At 62.1% G+C, this 22,699-nt stretch carries 22 protein-coding genes; 18 read left to right on the forward strand and 4 right to left on the reverse strand.

What is annotated here, in order from left to right:
* Nucleotides 1-10: 10 nt before the first annotated feature.
* The 4 genes from fabZ to lpxB are packed head-to-tail and all read left to right on the forward strand — an operon-like array spanning nucleotide 11 to nucleotide 3,316.
* A complete protein-coding gene (gene fabZ, locus H147_RS0115930; RefSeq protein ID WP_019956390.1) occupies nucleotides 11-472 on the forward strand; it encodes a 3-hydroxyacyl-ACP dehydratase FabZ in 462 nt (153 codons plus the stop codon).
* The gene (gene lpxA, locus H147_RS0115935) at nucleotides 472-1,254 is read left to right on the forward strand and encodes an acyl-ACP--UDP-N-acetylglucosamine O-acyltransferase (RefSeq protein ID WP_019956391.1); all 783 of its coding nucleotides are present in this window, start codon (nucleotides 472-474) and stop codon (nucleotides 1,252-1,254) included. Before fabZ ends, lpxA begins: the two co-directional genes overlap by 1 nt.
* Nucleotides 1,254-2,168, forward strand: a complete 915-nt coding sequence (locus H147_RS0115940) for an LpxI family protein (protein ID WP_019956392.1) — start codon at nucleotides 1,254-1,256, stop codon at nucleotides 2,166-2,168. Before lpxA ends, H147_RS0115940 begins: the two co-directional genes overlap by 1 nt.
* Nucleotides 2,165-3,316 (forward strand): lipid-A-disaccharide synthase, encoded by a 1,152-nt coding sequence (lpxB, locus tag H147_RS0115945; RefSeq protein ID WP_019956393.1) that lies wholly within the window; start codon nucleotides 2,165-2,167, stop codon nucleotides 3,314-3,316. Before H147_RS0115940 ends, lpxB begins: the two co-directional genes overlap by 4 nt.
* Here lpxB and H147_RS0115950 read toward each other — a convergent pair.
* The 4 genes from H147_RS0115950 to H147_RS0115965 all read right to left on the reverse strand — a co-directional run bounded on the left by H147_RS0115950 (nucleotide 3,242) and on the right by H147_RS0115965 (nucleotide 7,445).
* The gene (locus tag H147_RS0115950) at nucleotides 3,242-4,162 is read right to left on the reverse strand and encodes a DMT family transporter (protein WP_043700188.1); all 921 of its coding nucleotides are present in this window, start codon (nucleotides 4,160-4,162) and stop codon (nucleotides 3,242-3,244) included. The genes lpxB and H147_RS0115950 overlap by 75 nt on opposite strands.
* Before the next feature lie 109 nt (nucleotides 4,163-4,271).
* The gene (locus H147_RS0115955) at nucleotides 4,272-5,396 is read right to left on the reverse strand and encodes an OmpP1/FadL family transporter (protein ID WP_019956395.1); all 1,125 of its coding nucleotides are present in this window, start codon (nucleotides 5,394-5,396) and stop codon (nucleotides 4,272-4,274) included.
* A 156-nt stretch (nucleotides 5,397-5,552) separates the two neighbouring features.
* Nucleotides 5,553-6,419 (reverse strand): DMT family transporter, encoded by an 867-nt coding sequence (locus tag H147_RS0115960; protein ID WP_019956396.1) that lies wholly within the window; start codon nucleotides 6,417-6,419, stop codon nucleotides 5,553-5,555.
* A 75-nt stretch (nucleotides 6,420-6,494) separates the two neighbouring features.
* The gene (locus H147_RS0115965; protein WP_019956397.1) at nucleotides 6,495-7,445 is read right to left on the reverse strand and encodes a LysR family transcriptional regulator; all 951 of its coding nucleotides are present in this window, start codon (nucleotides 7,443-7,445) and stop codon (nucleotides 6,495-6,497) included.
* 160 nt (nucleotides 7,446-7,605) lie between these two features.
* Between H147_RS0115965 and H147_RS0115970 the strand changes: the two genes are divergently transcribed.
* The 14 genes from H147_RS0115970 (at nucleotide 7,606) to H147_RS0116035 (ending at nucleotide 22,687) form a co-directional block, all read left to right on the forward strand.
* Nucleotides 7,606-8,562 (forward strand): VOC family protein, encoded by a 957-nt coding sequence (locus H147_RS0115970; RefSeq protein ID WP_019956398.1) that lies wholly within the window; start codon nucleotides 7,606-7,608, stop codon nucleotides 8,560-8,562.
* 9 nt (nucleotides 8,563-8,571) lie between these two features.
* Nucleotides 8,572-9,219: an alpha/beta hydrolase gene (locus H147_RS0115975; protein WP_211216589.1), complete on the forward strand. Its 648-nt coding sequence runs from the start codon at nucleotides 8,572-8,574 to the stop codon at nucleotides 9,217-9,219.
* Entirely contained in the window at nucleotides 9,216-10,283 is a 1,068-nt protein-coding gene (locus tag H147_RS0115980; RefSeq protein ID WP_019956400.1) for a maleylacetate reductase, read from the forward strand. The genes H147_RS0115975 and H147_RS0115980 overlap by 4 nt, the downstream gene beginning before the upstream one ends.
* A 31-nt stretch (nucleotides 10,284-10,314) precedes the next feature.
* The gene (locus tag H147_RS0115985) at nucleotides 10,315-11,595 is read left to right on the forward strand and encodes an ABC transporter substrate-binding protein (protein WP_026352612.1); all 1,281 of its coding nucleotides are present in this window, start codon (nucleotides 10,315-10,317) and stop codon (nucleotides 11,593-11,595) included.
* A 92-nt stretch (nucleotides 11,596-11,687) separates the two neighbouring features.
* Complete coding sequence (locus H147_RS0115990; RefSeq protein WP_019956402.1) at nucleotides 11,688-12,407, forward strand: ABC transporter ATP-binding protein; 720 nt, start codon at nucleotides 11,688-11,690, stop codon at nucleotides 12,405-12,407.
* Nucleotides 12,404-13,111, forward strand: a complete 708-nt coding sequence (locus H147_RS0115995; RefSeq protein WP_019956403.1) for an ABC transporter ATP-binding protein — start codon at nucleotides 12,404-12,406, stop codon at nucleotides 13,109-13,111. The genes H147_RS0115990 and H147_RS0115995 overlap by 4 nt, the downstream gene beginning before the upstream one ends.
* Nucleotides 13,108-13,971, forward strand: a complete 864-nt coding sequence (locus H147_RS0116000; protein ID WP_019956404.1) for a branched-chain amino acid ABC transporter permease — start codon at nucleotides 13,108-13,110, stop codon at nucleotides 13,969-13,971. Before H147_RS0115995 ends, H147_RS0116000 begins: the two co-directional genes overlap by 4 nt.
* A gap of 10 nt (nucleotides 13,972-13,981) precedes the next feature.
* Nucleotides 13,982-15,049, forward strand: coding sequence for a branched-chain amino acid ABC transporter permease (locus tag H147_RS0116005; protein WP_019956405.1), 1,068 nt, complete (start codon nucleotides 13,982-13,984; stop codon nucleotides 15,047-15,049).
* A complete protein-coding gene (locus H147_RS0116010) occupies nucleotides 15,042-16,826 on the forward strand; it encodes an FAD-dependent oxidoreductase (protein ID WP_019956406.1) in 1,785 nt (594 codons plus the stop codon). Before H147_RS0116005 ends, H147_RS0116010 begins: the two co-directional genes overlap by 8 nt.
* Nucleotides 16,823-17,698: an intradiol ring-cleavage dioxygenase gene (locus tag H147_RS0116015; protein ID WP_019956407.1), complete on the forward strand. Its 876-nt coding sequence runs from the start codon at nucleotides 16,823-16,825 to the stop codon at nucleotides 17,696-17,698. The genes H147_RS0116010 and H147_RS0116015 overlap by 4 nt, the downstream gene beginning before the upstream one ends.
* Nucleotides 17,695-18,522: a 3-oxoadipate:acetyl-CoA acetyltransferase gene (locus tag H147_RS0116020; protein WP_019956408.1), complete on the forward strand. Its 828-nt coding sequence runs from the start codon at nucleotides 17,695-17,697 to the stop codon at nucleotides 18,520-18,522. The genes H147_RS0116015 and H147_RS0116020 overlap by 4 nt, the downstream gene beginning before the upstream one ends.
* Before the next feature lie 92 nt (nucleotides 18,523-18,614).
* A complete protein-coding gene (locus H147_RS0116025) occupies nucleotides 18,615-20,984 on the forward strand; it encodes a methyl-accepting chemotaxis protein (RefSeq protein ID WP_019956409.1) in 2,370 nt (789 codons plus the stop codon).
* Between the two features lie 232 nt (nucleotides 20,985-21,216).
* Complete coding sequence (locus tag H147_RS21075; RefSeq protein WP_162561698.1) at nucleotides 21,217-21,435, forward strand: hypothetical protein; 219 nt, start codon at nucleotides 21,217-21,219, stop codon at nucleotides 21,433-21,435.
* Nucleotides 21,436-21,706: 271 nt separating this feature from the next.
* A complete protein-coding gene (locus H147_RS0116035) occupies nucleotides 21,707-22,687 on the forward strand; it encodes a TAXI family TRAP transporter solute-binding subunit (RefSeq protein ID WP_019956411.1) in 981 nt (326 codons plus the stop codon).
* Nucleotides 22,688-22,699: the final 12 nt, after the last annotated feature.

Raw genomic sequence — 22,699 nt, forward strand, 5'->3', positions numbered from 1 at the left:
GGAACCACATATGTCCGACCCCGTCACATCCGCCGATATCCAGCTGATCCAGAAAATCCTGCCGCATCGGTATCCGTTCCTGCTGGTCGACAAGGTCCATAGCATCGACGGGACGTCCTCGGCCGTGGGGATCAAGAACGTGACGATGAACGAACCCTATTTTCAGGGACATTTTCCCGGCAACCCGATCATGCCCGGTGTCACCATCGTCGAGGCGATGGCCCAGACCAGTGCGGTGATGGTCGGCGCATCGTTGGGGCTGATCAACGGCGATCTGCTGGTCTATTTCATGGCCATCGACGGCTGCAAATTCCGCCGCAAGGTCGTGCCGGGTGACGTGCTGGAAATGCGGGTCGAAACCACGCGCGGCAAGCCGGGTGGCAAGGTCTGGCGATTCAAGGGGGTGGCGACGGTCGATGGCGAACTCGCCGCCGAGGCGGAATTCACCGCGATGATGGATTTGCAGGGCTGATGGCGGGCATCCACCCTAGTGCCGTGATCGCGGATGGCGCGCAGATTGGCGCGGATTGCACGATTGGCCCGTTCTGCGTGATCGGTCCCGATGTGGTGCTGGCTGATACTGTCACGCTGAAAAGCCATGTCGTTGTGGATGGGGACACGCAGATCGGGGCGGGCACGACAATCTTTCCCTTTTCGGTTATCGGGGAAATCCCGCAGGACCTGAAATTCGCGGGCGAAAAGACCAAACTGCGCATCGGCGCGCGCAACCGCATCCGCGAACATGTGACGATCAACACCGGCACCGTCCAAGGGGGCGGGATCACCCGCGTTGGCGATGACGGGCTCTTCATGGCGGGCTGCCATATCGCGCATGACGCGCAGGTCGGCGACCGTGTGATCATCGTCAACAATTCCGCCGTCGCGGGCCATTGCGTGATCGAGGATGACGTCATCATCGGCGGGCTTTGCGGTGTGCATCAATGGGTGCGGATCGGGCAGGGCGCCATCATCGGCGCGGTCACGATGGTGACGGCCGATGTGGTCCCGCACGGGTTGGTGCAGGGGCCGCGCGGCGTGCTCGACGGGCTGAACCTTGTCGGGCTGAAGCGCAAGGGCGTGGACCGCGCCGATATCACCGCGTTGCGTGCGGCGTTCCAGATGCTCAAAGACGGTGAAGGCAATTTTCAGGACCGCGCCCGCAAGCTTGGCGATGAAAGCGACAGCGCCTACGTGCAGGACATGGTGCGTTTCATCCTTGGCCCGTCCGACCGCAATTTCCTGACGCCGGGCTGATGCTGGCGCTGATCGCAGGCACCGGCGATCTGCCACCCGCGCTGCTGGCGCGGCTCGCGGCGCGGCCGATTGTCTGCGCCTTGCAGGGCTTTGCGCCCCAGATCACGCCCGACATCACCTTTCGCATCGAACAGCTGGGGTCGTTTCTCGCGGATCTGTCCGCACGCGGTGTGACGCGTATCTGCATGGCGGGTGCTGTCAAACGGCCAGTAATCGACCCCGCACAGATTGATGCAGCGACCTTGCCACTGGTCGCAGGTCTGCAAACCGCGATGGCCAAAGGCGATGATGGCACGTTGCGCGGTGTGATCGCGATCTTTGAAAATGCAGGCTTTGCCGTGGTTGCAGCACATGACCTCGCGCCTGATCTGTTGCCTGCCACGGGAATTTCTACAAAAAAGACGACTTCGCTGGAACAAGTGGCCGATGCAGAGGCGGGTGAGATGTGCATCCACACGTTGGGCCTTTCTGACATCGGGCAGGCCTGCATTGTCAGGGGCGGTTTGGCCGTTCTACGCGAGGACAGCGAAGGGACGGATGCAATGCTTCGTAAGCTCGCGTCGACTTATCAAAGTCCTAAAAAGCCTGATTCATTTTCATTTGACCCCTTTCTGCTACCCTTCGAAGTTGTTGTAGCTGCAGCGAACGGAGTGACCGACTGGCTTGCCGGAGAGCCTGTTCCGCAATCAAAACCGGAAGGTGGAATCCTTTTCAAAGCACCTAAGCCCGATCAAGATCGCCGCGCCGATCTTCCTGTGATTGGGCCGCGCACCGCCATGCTGGCAGCAGAAGCAAGGCTGGATGGAATCGTCATCGAAGCAGGTGGCGTAATGGTCCTCAATCTCGACGGGGTACTTGAAATCCTTGATGCGCAAAAAATGTTTCTCTGGGTCCGCCCCAAAGGTGGCGCATGAGAGTGTTCCTGATCGCGGGCGAGGCGTCGGGCGACAAGCTGGGGGCGGCGCTGATGGCCGGGCTGAAAACGCTCCGCCCTGACGTGACCTTTGACGGGGTCGGCGGGCCGCTGATGCAGGCCGAAGGGCTGGTCAGCCGCTTTCCCATGGATGAACTCAGCGTCATGGGGCTGGCGGAAATCCTGCCCAAATACCGCGCGCTGAAACGGCGCATCGCGCAGATGGCCGAGGCGGTCGTGCAGACCCGACCCGATGCGCTGATCACCATCGACAGCCCCGATTTCTGCCTGCGCGTGGCCAAACTGGTCAAGGCCCGCAGCACCATCCGCACCGTGCATTACGTCGCCCCGACGGTCTGGGCATGGCGGCCCAAACGCGCGGCGCATATGGCGCATCATATCGACCATGTGCTCGCGCTCTTCCCATTCGAGCCGCCTTTGATGCAGGCCGCGGGCATGGACTGCGATTTCGTCGGGCATCCGGTGGTGACCGATCCAATTGCCAGCGCCGAAGAGGCCGCCACCTTGGGCGATGGCACCGTCGTGCTGGTCCTGCCCGGCAGCCGCAAAAGCGAGGTGAACCGCCTTGCCCCCCGTTTCGGGCAGGCCGTGGCGCGGATCGCGGCACAGGTGCCGGATGCGCGGTTCGTCATTCCCACCACGGCCAATGTGCATGATCTGGTGCAGGCGCAGGTGGCGGATTGGTCCGTGCCGGTCACCGTGCTGCCGCCCGCCAGCCCGCTGAAACCCGCGTGGTTCCGCCGCGGGGATGTGGCACTTGCGGCCTCCGGCACGGTGTCGCTGGAACTGGCCGCCAATGGCACGCCGATGGTGATCGCCTATGACATGACGTGGCTCAGCCGGATCATCATTTCGCGCATGCTGCTAGTGGACACCGTCACCCTGGTCAATCTGGTCAGCGACACGCGCGTGGTGCCGGAATTCATCGGCGGGGCCTGTCAGCCGGAACCCATCGCCGATGCGGTCTTGGCGGTGCTGGCCCACCCGACAGCGCAGCAGGCGGCGATGGATGTGACGATGGACAGGCTCGGGCGCGGGGGCGAAGCGCCGGGGCTACGTGCCGCGCGCGCGGTGTTGGATCGCCTTGACCACGCGGCCATCGTGGATGACCAGTCCGGTCGCAAGTAGCGCACAACCGGCATAGGCGCGCAACGGCAGCGCCTCGCCCAAGATCACCGCGCCCAAGATGATCGCGACGGGCGCGACCAGCAGCGTGACCAGCATCAGATTGCCGCTGCCCGCCATCGCCAGCACGCGGTAATACATCAGATAGGCCAGCGCCGTCGCCATCACCGCATAGTAGCCGATGGCAGCCCATGTTTGCGGTTGCAAGGCCAGATTGATCGGCCCTTCGATGGCCCACGCCAAGGGCAGGGCGATCAGACTCGACCCGGTCAGCATCCCCGCAGCGGCAACCTGTGGCGTCAGGCCGGACAGGTGCTTGCGCGCCCAGACACCCGCGAACGCATAGCTGATCGCACCGCCCAGCACGGCGATCTGACCCAAGGACCGCAGGTCGAATTGCGTTAGCACCTGCAATCCGATGGCGGTGGCAACCCCCAGAAACCCGAGGCCCACGCCCACAGCCTTGCGCAGTGTCAGCCGTTCATCGGCCAGAAACACCGCGGCCGTGATCGCGCCGAATATCGCGGTCGAGGCGTTCATGATCGCGGTCAGCCCTGTCTCGATATGCAGCTGTCCCCATGCCATCAGGCTGAACGGGATCACGTTGTTGAGCAGCCCCATGATCAGGAACGCCCCCCAGATCGCCGGGCTGCGCGGCAAGGGCAGGCGGCGGATGGCGACATAGCCCCACAGGATCAGCATCGCCCAGAATGTCCGGTGCGCGACGGATGTGAGCGGGCCGATCTCTTCCAATGCCACATGCACCGACAGGAACGACGCGCCCCAGATCAGCGACAGGATCAGGATTTCCGCCCAAGCGCGGCCGGTCATGGTTTTCTGGGCAAGCATCATGATGGCGGTTTGATCCTGTCGGTGCGCAAGGTGCAAGCCGGATCATGCGCCAAACAAAAAGCCCCGCCATTTGGGGCGGGGCTTTTGCTGGTCCTGAGCGACGAGATCAGTAGGTATAGGCGACCTTGAAGCCGACCGCGATGGCGTCGTTGTCCGAGAAGTCGGCACGGGCCGTGTCCGCAGTCTGCGCAGAGGCGTCACCGGGCATGATATACCGCACGCCGCCGGACAGGATGACGTTGTCCATCGTGTATTGCGCGCCCACGCCGACTGAGTAGTTCCCGTTCGTTGGAGCCAGTGGCGAGACAAGATCTTCGCCTTCTGGTTCATAGCCCACGCTGAACGAACCCGACCAGACATCGCTGAACCGGCGACCGACGCCCAGCGTATAGCCGAACCCGTCCTCAATATTTGCCAGTGAAGCGCCCATAGTTTGGCTGGCGAAGAAATCGGGGGACACTTTCACGACGCTGTATTCGGCCCAGCGGATCGAACCGAACAGCAGAGTGTCTGCCGCGATCCCGGTCTGGAAATCAAGGTTGACGGCCTGCGGCGTTGTCACCGTGGTTGCCCCCGACGGCGGCAGCGCCATGGAGCCGACCCGTTCTGTCGTATCGAACTCATGCTCGATTTCCGAAAAATAGGTAAGGGCCACGCGCAGGGCGATGTCGGGAATCTCATAGGCGGCACCGATTGCGTAGCCAAAACCTAAATGACGATCCAGCGTGACATTATAGCCGGTAAGTTCTTGATACGCGGCCCCGGCCAGCGTGATTTCGCCCTCGGTCGACTGCGCACGAATACCGCCATGAAAGCTGACATTCTCGTTCAGTTTGTAACGCAGCATGGCGGTGAAGGCGACCGAATCGAGCGTGGCGGCGGTACCGCCCAAATTGACCGACTCTCCCGTGGGATAGCTCACGTCGGCCCCGTAGGGTTCGTCAATGATCAGCGCAAACGAAATCTGGTCGTTGATGTCGGTTTTGTAGCCAAGGCCGAGAATGCTGTAATCCTCCGCAACGTTGCCGGACGCGTCTCCTCCGACGAAAGGTCCTCCCAACGGAAGGTCGGTCCCGCTCACGTCCGGCATGACATAGCCAAAGCTCAGCTCGGCATAATTGCCATCCTGAAAGATGATGCCGATATTCTGCGCCGAACGGTCCAACCCAACCGCATGCGCCATGGAGGTCGTCATCAGCAGCGCTGCGCCGACCGTAAGTGTCTGTTTCATGTCCTCATCCCCATCATGAACAAATTCTATGCAACAAACCCTACGGAGTGCTTAATCATTACGTCAATTATTGACGCGGCGTCATGGCGCGCCTGTGTCGTAGCGTAACAAAATTATGTCATGCCGCACCGCAGCGCAACAAATGAACTATCCAGTTCAGTTTGCAGCGACGCGCCCGGCCTGCCGGATGTTCATGTAATTGCCCAGAAAAATCAGCGCGGCGCCGACAAAGACCAGCAGTTCCAAAGGTTCGTCATACAAAACCATCCCCACGACAGCGATGGCGGGCAGGCGCACGAAATCCAGCGGCATGACCGTACTGGCGGGGGCAATGCTGAGCGCCTTGGTGAGACAGAAATGCGCCACGAGCCCCGCGACGCTGATCACAATGACCCACGGCAGGACCGTGCCCGACGGCAAGGCGATATCGCCGTCATAGCCCGCGCAAATCAGCCCGAATACCGCCTGTGTGACGGTCAGGAAAAACAGGATCGAGGTGATCCCTTCGGTCCGCGTCAGCTTGCGCGTGAAAATCGCGCTCAGCGCGAAGAATATCGCACAACCCGCCGCCGCCAGCAATCCGGGGCTGAGATTGCCCGGATCGGGCCGTGCCACGATCAGGATGCCGACGAAACCGATCAGTGCCGCGACCAGCCCCATGCCCGTCAGCCGTTCCTGCAGGATCAGCGGCGACAAGAGCAGCACCCAGATCGGCGTGGTGAATTCCAGTGCAAAGACCTGCGCCAGCGGGATCACGGTGATGGCATAGAACCACAGGTTCTGCCCGGTGAAATGGCAGATGTTGCGCACCAGATGCAGCCGCAGTTTACGAAACCGGATCTGGCGCATCGCACCCGCATAGGCGGCGATGCCCAGAACAATCCCGATCCCGATCAAGCTGCGGAACAGCATGATCTCGAATGTGTCGAGTTCCACGCTGACGCTGCGCCCGGCGATGGCCATCGTGGTGAATGCGACGATAGCGCCGATCATCCACAGCGCTGCCTGTAGTGTTGTGCTCATTGCCGAACCCGAAAACCCGCGCCTTGCGCGCGCGCCCCTTGTGACAGCGTCCGCCCGTTTTGCAAGAGGGCAGGGTCACGTCCCCCAGATCACCGCGTTTTCGTGGCGCAGGATGACACCGCGCAATTCGTTGAAACGGCTGATGATGAATTTCGTCAGCTTGTCACTGGCGGGCAGTTTCGGTGCCTCCTTGAGCGTCAGGATACCAAGCGAGCGTTGCGGTTGCGGTATCTTGATCGGCAGCGTCTTGAACCGCCCGTCCTGCCGGAAAGCGAACAGCACGCTTTGCGGCAGGACCGTCAGCGCATCGGTTTCATGCAGGTAGTTCAGCACACTGAGCAATGACCCGCCCGAATAGCGGACATTGAATTCGCTGACCCCGATGGACAACAGGATCGCATGCAGATCGGCCAGCAGCGGTGATCCGGGCAGGGGCGCGATCCACGGATAGCGCAACAGTTCGTGGGATGTGATGGATTTCTTGCGGAACAGCGGATGCCGCGCGCGGGCGCCTATCACGTTGCGGCCCGGCAGAATCTCGGTAAAGGCAAGCTCCGACCCCGGTTCCACCACGCCCAGCGGACAGATCGCCATATCAAGCTGGCCCGAACGCAGCCCGGCCTGCAATTCTGGCAGGTTGCCATAGGATTGGTCGATGGAAATATCGGGTTGTTGCACCTGAAACTGCCCCAGCATCTGCGAGATGAACGCATCCATGAAGAACGGCACCCCGCCGATCCGCACGGTCCCCGCCGATCCCGCCTGAAAACTGCGCACCGCATCCGACGCCTTGCGCCCCGCGTCCAGAATGACCTTGCCATGTGCCGCCAATTGCCGCCCGATGATCGTGGGCACCAGCGGCCTGCGGCCCGGCATGAACAGTTTTTCGCCCAGACGCTTTTCCAGCGCCGACAGGGTGCGGGACACGGCGGGTTGCGTCATGCCCAGCAGATGCGCGCCTTCGGTCACGCCCCCTGCTTCGACGACGGCGGCCAATTGGGCCAGATGCTTTTCATCTATCTTCATAGCAATACGTCATGCTGAAGCCCCCAAATTTAATACTATTACATGTTGCACGGTCCTAACCTGCAATCAACCCGGTGCAAAAGGTCCGTGATCAGCGAGGAGGCTGATCACGCATTCCCCGTCCTGCACCATCGCCGGCGACACCAGAGGAGGAGACGTCATGTCCAGAATCAGCGGCTATCATCACCTGACGCTCAGCACGCATGGCGTGCAGGAAGATTACGATTTCTATACCAAGACGCTGGGCCTTTATTCGGTGAAGCGTACGGTGCTGTTCGACGGCGTGCTGCCGGTCTATCACCTGTATTATGGGGCCAGGAACGGCGATGCCTCGACCATCATCACGACATTCCCCTTTGCCAAGCCCGGCATTTTCGGGCGGCGCGGGTCGAACCAGTCCAAGGTCGTGATGCAGGCGATCCCCGTGGGCGCTAGCGAATTCTGGGTCAACCGGCTGAACGAAATGGGCGTGCCCGCGCGCAAGACCGCGCGTTTCGGCGCGGACCGCGTGGTGTTCGAACATCCCTGCGGCATCCCGCACGAGTTGGTCGAGAACCCCAGTGACAACCGCACACCGATTGCGAACCCCGATCGCGGCATCAGCGCCGAACACGGGATCAAAGGCATCTATGGCGGCGCGATTTCCGTGATGGACCGCACCGCAATGGACGATTTCCTGACCATCGCCCTGCCAATGGAAAAGATCGCGGACACGCATGAGGGTCTGGTTTTCGCGGTCCCCACAAATGACGGTGCGAAATCCATCGTCGAGGTCCTGCACGAACCCGACGTGGCCCAAGGCACATGGACGCTGGCGGGCGGCACGATTCACCACCTTGCGCTCAATACCGGCGATGAAGACAACCAGATGGCGCTGCGCGCCCATATCGAAGGCCTCGGGTTCACCGATATCTCCGAACAAAAGGACCGGATGTATTTCAAATCCTGCTATGTGCGCAGCCCCGGCGGCGCGCTGTTCGAGCTGGCCTGGACCGTGCCGGGCGGCTGGGCCAAGGACGAACCCGCCGACGCCATCGGCCAGACGCTGGTGTTCCCGCCGTGGTTCGCCGACCGGCAGGCCGAAATGGAAGCCGGGCTCGAGCCTGCGCAATTCTAGGACAGGATGATGGTGCAGCCGGTTTTCCACGGGGCCGATCCGGGCGATGCAAAGGTGATCTGCATCGTCGTGCATGGGCGCGGCCAGACGCAGGCGGATATGATGGACAGTATCGTCGCCCGCGTCGCGGTGCCGGACGTGCGTTTCGTGCTGCCGAAATCGGAGGGTCACGGCTGGTATGCCGCCCGCGCCATTGATCCCTTGACCGACGAGACGTTGGTCGAAATGCACAACGGGGTCCGTCAGGTCACGACCCTGATCAAGGCCGAACGGGCCGCGGCACCCGATGTACCCGTCCTGCTATGCGGGTTTTCGCAAGGCGCTTGCCTGTCGGTCGAAACGCTGATGTGCCAGCCCACGATCGTGGATGCGGCCTGCCTATTCACCGCCTGCCGGATCGGGGCAGAGACCGATAACCTGCCGCGCAAGCCGCTAGACGGGTTGAACGTCTACGCCAGCTGCGGCGATGCCGACCCCTGGATTCCGGCCCAAGCGCATCACCGGATGTTGGCCGATCTGACGCGCGCAGGCGCGCGGTTGCGCAGCGATATGTTCCCCGGTCGCCCGCATGAAGTGACCGATACCGAAATCGCGGCCCTGTCGGGCATGCTGCGTGCCTTGGCGCATGGCACATTGATTTGGGGCGCGGAGGCATGATCCATCCCCGCGCCTTCGTCTTTCCCGGCATTGCAACCAAGGTAATCTTTGGCCACGGCACGCTGGCCCAGGTGGGCGATGCGGTGCGATCGCTTGGCCGGGGCAAGGCGCTGGTGCTGTCGACGCCGCAGCAGGCGGATCAGGCGCGCGATGTTGTGGACCGGCTTGGTGCGCTTGCAGCGGGGACCTTTACCGAAGCCGCGATGCACACGCCTGTCGATGTGACCGACCGCGCTGTTGCCGCCTATCAGGCGGCGGGGGCGGATTGTGTCGTCGCCATCGGCGGCGGGTCTACGACTGGGCTGGGCAAGGCAATCGCGGTCCGCACCAGCGCCGATCAGGTGGTGATCCCCACTACCTATGCCGGGTCAGAAATGACCGATATCCTTGGCGAAACCGACAAAGGCGAAAAGACCACCCGCCGCGATCCTGCGATCAGGCCGGAACTGGTGATCTACGACGTCGATCTGACGCTGGGCCTGCCTGTCAGCATGACCGTGACATCTGCGCTGAACGCCATCGCCCATGCGGTCGAAGGGCTTTACGCCGCCGATGCCAATCCGATCACCGACATGATGGCGCTGGAGTCGATCCGCGCGTTCAAGCGGGGTTTGCCAGAAGTGGTCGCCGACCCCGCCAACACAGAGGCCCGCGCCGAGGTGCTTTACGGCGCATGGCTCGGGTCGACCACGCTTGGCTATGTGTCGATGGCGCTGCATCACAAGCTTTGCCACGTGCTGGGCGGGTCCTTCGGGCTGCCCCATGCCGAAACCCATGCGATCATGTTGCCGCATACAGCGGGCTTCAATGCCATCGCGGTGCCGGAACAGCTGCGCCCGGTTGCGGAACTGATGGGTGGCACGGTCGGCGGCGGCCTGTGGGATTTTGCCAAGGCGCTTGGCGCGCCGCTGCGTCTGTCCGATCTGGGGCTGGAGGAGCCCGATCTGGACCGCGCCGCCGAGATCGCGACACGCCAACCCTATGCCAACCCGCGCAAGTTCACGCGCGATGACATCAAGACCATCCTGACGGACGCGTGGCGAGGGACGCGGTCCGTCACCTGACAAACGTAAACTTGAACTGGGAGGATTTAAGATGATTACGCGACGCAAATTACTGAAAACCGGCATGGCCAGCGGCTTTGCCTTGTCCGCTTCGGGGCTGGCCATGCCCGCGCTTGCACAGGGCCGGGCCGTGCGCATCGGCTATGTCAGCCCGCAGACCGGCCCGCTTGCGGGCTTTGCAGAGGCCGACACATTCACCATCGCCATGTTCAACCGCGTGATGGCCGAACAGGGCATCGCGGTCGAGGTGACCGTCAAGGACAGCCAGTCCAACCCGAACCGCGCCGCGACCGTTGCGCAGGAGCTGATCATCGACGACGAAGTGGATTTCATGCTTGTCGCCTCGACGCCTGAAACCACGAACCCCGTGGCGACGGTCTGCGAATCCGAAGGCGTGCCGGTGATTTCCACCAAGGCCCCATGGCAGCCATTCTTCATCGGCCAGCAAGGCAACCCCGGCGATCCGACAAGCTGGCAGCCGTTCAACTATGCCTACCATTATTTCTGGGGGCTGGAGGATGTGATCGCCGTTTTCACCAATATGTGGAACCAGCTTGATACCAACAAACAGGTCGGCGGGCTGTTCCCGAACGATGCGGACGGCAACGCCTGGGGTGATCCGAATGTCGGTGTGGCCCCCGGTTTCGCCGCGTCGGGCTACACCACCACCGATCCGGGCCGTTACCAGAACCTGACCGACGATTTCAGCGCGCAGATCAACGCGTTCCGTGCGGCCAATGCCGAAATCGTCACTGGCGTCGTGATCCCGCCGGATTTCACGACCTTCCGCAACCAGTCGCTGCAGCAGGGGTTCCAACCCAAGGCGATCACCGTGGCCAAGGCGATCCTGTTTCCGCAATCGGTCGAAACGCTGGGCGAGGCGGGTCACAACCTGTCGTCCGAAGTCTGGTGGTCCGCAAGCCATCCGTTCACCTCGTCCCTGACCGGCGAAAGCTGCGCCGATCTGGCCGCGAGCTTTACCGCCGAGACAGGCCGCCCCTGGACCCAGCCGATCGGCTTTGTCCATTCCCTGTTCGAAATGGCGGCCGATGTGATCAAGCGCGCCTCTGACCCGACCGACCCCGATGATGTGGTCGAAACGATCCGCGCGACGGAGCTGAACACGATGGTCGGGCGCATTGCATGGGACGGCGCGGGCGTGCCGCCCTTTGCCGCGCAGAACGTCTGCAAGACACCGCTGGTCGGCGGCCAGTGGCGGCGCAAGGAGGATGGGACCTTTGATCTGGTCGTCGTGGATAACACGACAGCGCCGGAGATCCCGACTGGCGGGACGATGGAGGCTTTGGCCTAAGCCTCGCCAGAGGCCCCGGGTTAAGCCCGGGGCGCTGGCACACCACACCCCTGACTTGTTCCGGGGCCTCACTGCCAACAAACGGAAACCTCATGCCGATCCTGTCCTTGCAGAATGTCTCCAAATCCTTCGGTGCCCTCAAGGTGACCGATGACGTCAGCTTTGACGTGCCGCAGGGGCAGGCTTTGGGCATCATCGGGCCGAACGGGGCGGGCAAATCGACGCTGTTTAACCTCATCACCGGCAATATCGCCGCCGACCGTGGCACGGTGATCTTTGACGGGCAGGACGTGACCCGCGTCTCGCCCATGCAGCGCTGTCTGGCGGGTGTGGGCCGGTCGTTCCAGATCCCGCAGCCGTTTTCCAACCTCACCGTGTTCGAAAACCTCGTCGTTGCTGCCGCCCACGGACAGGCCCGCCGCGAAAAGGACGTGGCGGATATGTGCGCGACCATCTTGGAGCGCACCGAACTGATCGACCGCGCCAATGATCCGGCGGGGGGGCTGAGCCTGTTGCAGCGCAAGCGTCTGGAACTGGCCCGAGCGATGGCGACGCGGCCCAAACTGCTGCTCCTCGATGAAATCGCGGGCGGGCTGACCGAGGGCGAATGTCAGGCGCTGATCCGCACGATCCGCGCGATCCATGCCGAAGGCACCACGATCATCTGGATCGAACATGTGCTGCACGCGCTGAATTCCGTGGTCGAACGCCTGCTGGTCTTGGATTTTGGTCGCGTGATCGGGTTGGGCGAGCCTGCCGCGATCATGGCCAGCCGCGAAGTGCGCGAAATCTATCTGGGGATCGACATATGAACCTGTTGCAAGTCCAAGGGCTGACCGCGCGTTACGGCGATTTTCAGGCGCTTTACGGCGTCGATCTGCATCTGGACGCGGGCGAGGCGATTGCCATCATCGGCGCGAATGGCGCGGGCAAGACCACGCTGATGCGGTCGATTTCCGGCGTTCTGCGCAATGCCCCCGAGATGATCACGCTTGACGGCGCGCCGATGGGGGCCGCGCGTGCGGATGAAATGCTGATGCAGGGTGTCGCGATGGTGCCCGAGGGGCGCAAATTGTTCCCCTCGCTCAGTGTCGAGGAAAACCTCCTGATCGGAGCGCATGCGCGCAAGGCGGCCGGATATTGGACCCTCCGGAAAGTTTATGACCTGTTCCCGATCCTGCACGAAAAACGCAGGCAGCCCGCGACGTCCTTGTCCGGCGGGCAGCAACAGATGGTCGCGATCGGGCGGGCGCTGATGTCCAATCCGCGCGTGCTGCTTTGCGATGAAATCAGCCTTGGTCTGGCCCCCGTGGTGATCCGCGACATCTATGCCGCCTTGCCGCAGATCCGTGACAGCGGCGCCGCGGTGATCGTCGTGGAACAGGATATCGGGCAGGCGCTGAAGGTGGCGGACCGCGTCTATTGCATGATGGAAGGCCGCGTCACCCTGTCCGGCCTGCCAAGCGAACTCAGCCGCGAGGCGATCCACGACGCCTATTTCGGGGTCAGCGCATGATCTGGGTCGATACAATCGTGCAGGGCATCCTGCTGGGCGGGCTTTATGCGCTGTTTGCCGCGGGGCTAAGCCTTGTGTTCGGGATCATGCGGCTGGTGAACCTTGCCCATGGCGACCTGATCGTGATGGCGGCCTATGTCATTCTGGTTGTGGTGTCCTTCCTTGGCATCAACCCGTTTCTGGCCGCCGCGATTGCCATGCCGCTGATGTTCGGTTTCGGCTGGCTGTTGCAGCGCATCGTGCTGAACCGCGTGCTGGGCGAGGATATCCTGCCACCGCTGCTGGTCACTTTCGGGCTGTCCATCGTATTGCAGAACGCACTTCTGGAAGGGTTCACCGCCGACAGCCAGCGGATCGGGGCAGGGGCGCTGGAAACCGCGTCCTTTGCCGTGGGGCCTGTTACCTTGGGCGTGATGCCTGTGCTGACCTTTCTGTCGGCCATTGCGGTGATCGTCGGGCTGAACCAGTTGTTTTACCGCACCGCCCTTGGCCGCGCGTTCCGCGCCACATCGGATGATCCGGTCACGGCAAGCCTGATGGGGATCAAGCCGGCCTCGGTTTTCGCCACCGCCACCGGCATCGCGATGATCGTGGTGACGATTGCGGCGCTTTATCTCGGCATGCGCGCCAATTTCGATCCCACCATCGGGCCAGCGCGGCTGATCTATGCTTTCGAGGCGGTGATTATCGGCGGTCTCGGCTCGCTCTGGGGGACGCTGGCGGGCGGGATTATCATCGGCGTGGCGCAGACCGTGGGCGCGGCGATCAACCCCGAATGGCAGATCCTCGCAGGGCATGTTGCCTTTCTGGTAGTGCTGCTGATCAAGCCGCGGGGCCTGTTCCCGCGCGCCTATGATTGAGGGGGACGCCATGTATATCGTCGAAACCCGCACCAAAGCGTCACGCATCGCAGGCATTGCCGCGCTGGTTCTGCTGGTGGCGCTGATCGCCGCACCGCTGTTCGCCAGCCGCAGCATGATCCAGGATCTGTTCTTCATCCTGACCATGCTGACGCTCGCGCAATTCTGGAACCTGCTCGCAGGCTATGGCGGCCTGGTCAGCGTGGGGCAGCATGCCTTTGTCGGGATCGGGGCCTATACGCTGTTCGGGGCGGGCATCCTGTGGGGGATGGACCCGATTGCCGCGCTGCTGATTTGTGGCGTGGTTGCGGCGATCATCGCCGTGCCGACCGCCTTTTTCGCCTTCCGCCTTGCCGGGGCCTATTTCGCCATCGGCACATGGGTCGTGGCGGAGGTCGTACGCCTGCTGGTCGCGCAATGGCAAACGCTGGGCGGCGGGTCCGGCACGTCGCTGCCACCGCAAGCGCGCGATTTCATCGGCGTCGAAACAATCGCCACCTTGCTGGATGTGCGCACCGCCGCCGCGCGGGATATCGTGACCTATTGGCTGGCTTTGGCGCTGGCCGTTGCCACCATCGGCGGCATCTACTGGCTGTTGCGCACCAAACGCGGCCTCGCCCTCGCCGCCGTGCGCGACAATATCGAGGCTGCGAAATCCGTCGGCGTTGATGCGGTGCGCATGAAATGGCTGGTGTTTCTGGTGTCCGCCTTCGGCACCGGCATCGCAGGCGGGCTGATCTATCTACAAAAAGGGCGCGTCAGTCCCGATGCAGCCTTCAGCGTCACGGACTGGACTGCGTTTGTGATCTTCATCGTCGTGATCGGCGGGATCGGCACCGTTGAGGGGCCGATCATCGGGGTGATCGTGTTCTTCCTGCTGCAATCGCTGCTGGCCGATTACGGCAGCGCCTATCTGATCGTGCTGGGCGCGCTTGGCATCGTGATCATGCTGTTTGCGCCGCGCGGTATCTGGGGCCTGATCTCGGCGCGCACCGGCATCCAGCTTTTCCCAATTCGCCGCCGCCTGCGCCGCGCGGCAACATCCACAAAACCAACAACAGGAGAGAGACATGGCTGACATGGAAACCGACGTTCTGATCATTGGCACCGGGCCTGCCGGGTCCGCCTCTGCCGCGCTGTTGTCGACCTATGGCATCCGCAATATCGCGATCAATCGCTATAGCTGGCTGGCCAATACACCGCGCGCCCATATCACCAACCAGCGCACGATGGAGGTGCTGCGCGATCTGGGCCGCGAGGTCGAGGCCGAGGCCTATATGCACGCCACCGAACAGGAATTGATGGGCGAAAACGTGTTCTGCGAAAGCCTTGCGGGCGAGGAGATTGGCCGCATGCGCAGCTGGGGCACGCATCCGATGTCCAAGGCCGAACATCTGTTGTCATCGCCCACTTTCATGAACGATCTGCCGCAGACGTTCATGGAACCGATCCTGTTCACGACCGCCGCCAAACGCGGCACGCAAAGCCGGATGAGCACGGAATATCTGTCGCATGTGCAGGATGCGGATGGCGTCACCGCCACCGTGCGCGACCGGCTGACGGGCCAGACCCTGACGATCCGCGCGAAATACATGATCGGGGCCGATGGCGGCAATTCGCTGGTGGCCGAGACTGAAAACCTGCCCATCGAAGGCAAGATGGGCGTGGGCGGGTCCATGAACATCCTGTTCCGTGCCGATTTGTCCAAATATGTCGCGCACCGCCCCTCGGTCCTTTACTGGGTCATGCAGCCCGGTGCCAATGTCGGCGGGATCGGCATGGGGCTGGTGCGAATGATCCGGCCGTGGAACGAATGGCTGATCGTCTGGGGCTATGACATCAACGGACCTGCGCCGGATGTGACGCCGGACTATGCGACCGAAGTCGCGCGGCAGTTGGTGGGTGATCCCAAGCTTGAGATCGAACTGATCAGCGCCAACACATGGACCGTGAACAACGCCTATGCGACGCAGATGCAAAAGGGCCGCGTGTTCATCATGGGGGATGCCGCGCACCGGCATCCGCCGTCGAACGGGCTGGGGTCGAATACGTCCATTCAGGATGCGTTCAACCTGTGCTGGAAACTCGCCGCGGTGATCAAGGGGCAGGCGGGGCAGGCGCTGCTTGACAGCTACACAGCCGAACGCGCACCTGTGGCCAAACAGATCGTCACCCGCGCCAACCAGTCCATCGGTGAATTCGGCCCGATCTTTGACGCGCTTGGCCTGACAGGGTCGGTCGATCCGGTGAAGATGCAGAAAAACATGGACGCCCGCACCGCCAGCGGCCCTGCCGCGGAAAAACAGCGCGCGGCGCTCCGCGATGCGATTGCCTTCAAGAAATATGAATTCGACTGCCACGGGGTCGAGATGAACCAGCGCTATCATTCGGATGCCATCGTCACTGACGGGCAGTTGGAGCCCCCCTTCGCGATGGACGAGGAATTGCACTACCACCCCACCACATGGCCCGGCGCGCGGCTGCCGCATGCCTGGGTCTTCACGGCCACGGGCGAAAAGCTGTCCACACTTGACCTGACCGGCCACGGCACCTTCACCCTGCTGACCGGCATCGGGGGCGAGGCGTGGAATGACGCAGCCGTCACCGTGGCGGGTGAGCTGGGCCTGACCATCAAGGTCCATGAAATCGGCCCCCGCCGCGCCATTCAGGACCATACCGGCGACTGGGCGCGTGTGCGCGATATCCGTGACAGCGGCTGCGTGCTGGTGCGCCCCGACCATCACGTCGCATGGCGCGTGGATGAAATGGTGGCGAACCCCGCGACCGAGCTTCGCCGCGTGATGACGGCAATCCTGCAACCGGCGCAATCCGCCCGCATCAAAGGTGCCGCATGACCGAACAAGGCTATTTCACGGAAAGCAATTCCGCCGATGTCGTCGTCAGCCGCAACGCCAATGCCAAGGATGCGCGTCTGGCCGAGGTGATGGCCGTCATCACCCGCCACCTGCATGCGGCGGTCAAGGAAATCGAACCGACGCAAGACGAATGGATGCAGGCGATCCTGTTCCTGACCCGCACGGGGCACAAATCCGACGACTGGCGGCAGGAATACATCCTCCTGTCGGATGTGCTGGGCGTGTCGATGCTGGTCGATGCGATCAACAACCGCAAACCCTCGGGCGCATCCGAAAGCACGGTGCTGGGGCCGTTCCATGTGGCCAATGCACCCGAAAAACCGATGGGGGCCAATATCTGTCTGGATGGCAAGGGCGAGCCGATGCTGGTCAAAGGCCGCATCCTCGACACCGACGGCAACCCGATCGCGAATGCGAAAATCGATGTCTGGCAGACCAATGACGACGGGTTCTATGACGTGCAGCAAAAAGGTATCCAGCCCGATTTCAACCTGCGCGGCGTGTTCCGCACGGGGGCGGATGGCGAATACTGGTTCTGGGGGGCCAAGCCCAAATTCTACCCGATCCCCGATGACGGCCCTGTCGGGCAGTTGCTTGCGGGCCTTGGGCGGCACCCGTATCGGCCCGCGCATCTGCATTACATTCTGGAGGCGGAGGGGTTCGAGACGCTGGTGACGCACATCTTCGATCCCGACGATGATTACATCCATTCCGACGCGGTGTTCGGCGTCAAGGAAAGCCTGATGGCCAAGTTCCGCCACATCACCGCCCCCGACAGGATCGCGTCCGAGGGTCAGTCCGGGCCGTTCTTCGAGGTGATCCACGACTTTGTGCTGGCGCCTGCCAAATGACCAATCCCTGCATCATCTGCGTGGCGATCACCGGATCCCTGCCGACCAAGGCCAACAATCCGGCCGTGCCGATCAGCGTGGCAGAACAAGTCGAAAGCACGCAGGAAGCCTTTGAGGCCGGGGCGAGCATTGTCCATGCGCATGTGCGCAATGATGATGAAACGCCCTCCAGTGACCCCGAAAAGTTTGCTGCATTGCTTGAGGGGCTGCGCAAACATTGTCCCGGCATGATTGTCCAGTTTTCGACCGGCGGCAGGTCGGGGGCAGGGCGCGCGCGGGGGGGCATGTTGCCCCTGCGCCCCGACATGGCGTCTCTGTCCGTGGGATCGAACAATTTTCCCACCCGCGTCTATGAAAACCCGCCCGATCTGGTGCACTGGCTGGCCGCCGAAATGCTGACTTACGAGGTCAAGCCCGAGGTCGAGGCCTTTGATCTGTCGCATATCCTGAAAGCCGCGGAAATGCATGCCAAAGGTCAGATCAAGGATGTGCCCTACGTCCAGTTCGTGATGGGTGTCAAAAACGCGATGCCCGCGGACAAGAACGTGTTCGACTATTATGTGCAGACCGTGAACCGCCTGTTTCCGGGCGCGCCCTGGTGTGCGGCGGGGATCGGGCCGCAGCAAATCGTGCTGAACGAATGGGCGGTGGCGGCAGGCGGCCATGCGCGCACGGGGCTTGAGGACAATGTCAGGCTGGACCGGGACAGGCTGGCACCGTCCAACGCAGCACTGGTGCAGCGGGTTGTGGAGATTTGCGACCGGCATGACCGGCCTGTCGCGGACCCGGCAGGCGCGCGCCGGATTCTGGGGCTGACGCCGTGACGGGGTGAAAAAACCGTGCGGCGCTTAAGCGGTTCTTAATCGCTGTCGGCAATAAAGCCCCTGATCCGAATTCCCGGTGCAAGAGGCTATTCATGCGCAATCTCAGTTCTGTCCCCCTTTCCCGCAAGCTGCCTGTCGTCATCGCTTGCATCAGCCTTGCCGCATCGCTGACAGTGGCGGTGCTCGGGTATCTCGATTTTCGCGACAGCACCCTGCACGAGGCAAAGCGCAATTTTCACGTGCTGACGGACGAACGCGGCCTCGCCTTGGAAAACTGGCTCGACGAGGTCGAAAAAGAGGTCATATCCTATGTCCGCATGCCCAGCGTGATCAATGCGACACAGGCGTTGTCGTCATCCTTTACGCTGATGACGACAGCCGCTGACCTGCAGGCCGCCTACACCACCAACAACCCCAATCCTGTGGGTCAGAAAGGTCTGTTGGATCAAGCGCCAGAGCCGGTTCCCTATAATTTTCAACATGGCGCCTTTCACCCTTTTTTTCGTAATCTTGTCGATGCAGGGCGCTACTACGATGTGTTTCTCATCAACACGGCCGGTGATGTCGTCTACACCTTTGCCAAGGAATCCGATTTCGCGACCAATCTCGTTTCAGGGATCTATCAGGACAGCGGGCTTGCGCAGGCATTTCGCACGGCGCGGGACGGAACGGCAGGTGAGATCTATTTCGCTGATTTCGGGCCCTATGGCAGCAGCGGAGAGTCCGCAGCGGCGTTTCTCGCGACACAAGTGCTTAACGTGGACGGAGATGTCGTCGGCGTCTATGCCGTCCAACTGCCGACAGATCATCTTGAAACCATCGTGAACAGGCCCGTGGGTCTGGGCGATACCGGCGAGATCTACATCGTCGGCCCGGATGGAAAAACACGCAGCGCGTCACGTTTCGACGGCGGGCATCAGACGTTGCAGGATGTCAGCGCGCTGCCGCAAGTGACTTCCGCGGTGACCGGCGGTGTGGTTTTTCTAAGTGACGTCGTCGGTATCAACGGCCGAGCCGTCATCGCCGAAAGCATCGAAGTCGACGTGCTGGGAAGCAGATGGCGCCTGGTCGGTGAAATGGACGTCGCCGAAGTGATGATGCCTGTGATTGCCATGCGCAACAAGATGGCCTTGATCAGCGCTGTCGTCATGACATTTGCCGCATCTCTTGGATATCTGACCGCGCGGTCTGTCGTGCGCCCACTGGATCGGTTGCGTGCAGGCATGGGGCGCGTTGCGAGCCGTGACTATGATTTCGCTGTGGCCGATACCGACCGTGGCGATGAAATGGGCATGCTCGCAAATGTCTTGGTCGATTTTCGGGACAAGCTGCGTGCCTCGGACGCCGCAGAAGAAGAACGCAAAAAGGTACAAGCCGAACAAGCACGCGTCGTCGAGGAACTGAGCAAAGGGATGGTCGCACTGGCCAATGGCGATTTGACCGCAGTGATTCACACGCCTTTCGACCCGTCCTATGAGCAATTGCGGATCGACTACAACCGTACCGTCGCAAATCTGAATGCGACGGTGGGATCGGTTGTCACCAGTGCTGTCGGTATCCGCGAACGCGCTCTCGAAATGAGCAGCGCATCGGACGACCTGTCGCGCCGCACCGAAAATCAGGCCGCGACCCTCGAACAAACGGCGGCGGCGCTGGACGAATTGACCGCAAGCGTCCGCTCTGCTGCAGATGGCGCCCGCGAAGTGGAATCGATCGTCGCGAATGCCCAGCAGGACGCGAACGCAAGCGAACCCGTCGTCCACAAGGCGGTCGCAGCCATGACCGCGATCGAAAAATCATCCGACGAGATCTCGCAGATTGTCGGGGTGATTGATGACATCGCGTTCCAGACAAATCTTTTGGCGCTCAACGCCGGGGTCGAAGCCGCGCGCGCGGGGGATGCAGGCCGGGGATTCGCGGTCGTCGCGTCTGAAGTGCGCGCGCTGGCGCAAAGATCATCCGAAGCCGCCAAGCAGATCAAGACGCTCATCGCGGGAAGTTCCGATCAGGTCGCCAGTGGCGTCGGCCTCGTCGGACAGGCCGGCGAAGTGCTGACACGGATCGCCAAGCACATCAGCCATATCTCCGGCCTGATGTCGGAAATCGCAGCAGGGGCCGCGGAACAATCGACGGGTCTTGCGGAAATCAACATCGGCGTTACGCAACTTGACAAGGTCACCCAACAGAACGCGGCGATGGTCGAAGAGGCAACAGCGAGCAGCCATGCGCTGAACGCCGAGGCAGGCAACCTGAGCGATCTGGTAGCGCGATTCCACCTGGATACGCAGGACGCCGGATCCGGCGGTGGCTTCCGCCGCAATGCCGACAATGTCATGGTCTTTCAGTCGCCGCGCGGCCAGCAGCAATCCGCATCCCCCGCGATCAGGACCAGCCCCGCCGCCATGAACGGAACCTATGGTCGCGCTGCGGCCGCTGTATCGGACGACTGGCAGGACTTTTGACCCAGAGGCTATTGTGGTCGCAACAGCAGCGAAGGCAGCAGCTATGTCGCAGAAGTCTCGTCACCGTGCGACCCCGAGGCTGGTGACCACGAAGGGTGACGGTCGTCTTGGACAGGCCTGTGATCACGGGCGCGCAGATTTGATGCCCATGTCAGGCAGTCGGGGCGCAGCCGGGCGAAATCATACCCCCGCCATCTACCGCCCACAGGTCGGCCGCTGCCCGGATGGGATCATGATCACGCTGCCAGATTTCGGGCTTGTCGAATATCGGTCGCCCACAACCGTCAGGTTGATCAGATCCGCTTGCGCCGCGAAGACACTGACTTTTTCTCCCGGTTTTGATCCTGCACGCGGCGTACCGTCTCCGCTGATGATTGCCGCGCAGCAACACGTCAGGCAGCGGCATCGCTTCACGACAATCGCGCACATCTCAGCCATCGAAGCAAGGTAAGCACGGCCCCCCGCGAATTGTCGTGGCGCACCGCGCGCAGCAGTAATCCGGCTGATGTCAGGCGGGCCGGTTCACCCCGACAGACCGGATGGGCACGTATGCAAGGCAGCCCCGTCCGCAACCCTTGCGCGATCCCCGCGAGAAAGCCCTGCGATTGCTGCTTAACCGTTTGACACTACAGTCCGAAACGCTATTTTTGCACAACGAGACGCCAGTCGCCGCCGTTGGTTCGGCATTGCGCAACCTGGCCTCATCATCTGGGAGGAATTCGATGATCAAATCTATTCTTGGCACATCTGCCATTGCAATCGCCGCTGCCTTGCCCGCAGTGGCCCAAGAGGTCGACCGGACCGGCTGGCCATCCAGCTTTACCGTCGGCACCGCATCGCAAGGCGGCACTTTCTTTGTCTACGGGTCCGGTTATGCAAACCTGATTTCCGAGGAGCTGGGTGTCACCGGCGGTGCCGAAGTCACCGGCGGCCCGATGCAGAACATGGCGCTGGTCCATACCGGCGAGGCCGCGATGGGCATGACGACGATGGGCCCCGCACAGGTCAGCATCGCAGGCCAAAGCCCGCTGGCACCGGGTCTGGAAATGACCAATGTCTGCGCGCATTTCCCGATGTATGAAACGCCGTTCCACGCTGTCGCCCTTGCCAGTTCCGGCATCACCTCGCTGAGCGAGATCCCCGCCGGATCGCGGATCGGTTTCGGCCCCGCCGGTGCCACTGCGGATGTGTATTTCCCTGAAATGCTCACCGCTCTGGGTATCGAGTTCGAACGCCGCAACGGCGGCTGGAACGATCTGGGCGGCCAGATGCAGGATGGTCTGATCGACGTGATTGGCTTTGCCGCCGGTGTGCCGATCCCGCAGGTTGCCGAACTCGAGGCGTCCAATGACGTCAACATCATCGAGTTCACCGAAGAAGAACAGGCGATGATGACCGAGATGTTCCCGGTCGCGAATTTCGAAATTCCCGCTGGCACCTATTCCACGTTGACAGAACCCGCACGTGCGGTCTCGATGTGGAACTTCGCCATCGTGAACTGCGATCTTCCGGAAAGCTTCGTCTATGAAGCGACCCGTGTGATCATGGAAGACAACGAACGCATGATGCAGATCCATTCATCGGCTGCGACGACCGTGTTCGAGAACTGGGACAAGAACACCGTGATCCCGTGGCACCCCGGTGCCGCCCGCTGGTTCACCGAAAACGGTGCGGACATTCCTGCGGATATGATCAAGCAATAAGACAAATGAGGG

It is taken from the genome of Yoonia vestfoldensis DSM 16212 (assembly GCF_000382265.1).
Taxonomy (GTDB): domain Bacteria; phylum Pseudomonadota; class Alphaproteobacteria; order Rhodobacterales; family Rhodobacteraceae; genus Yoonia; species Yoonia vestfoldensis.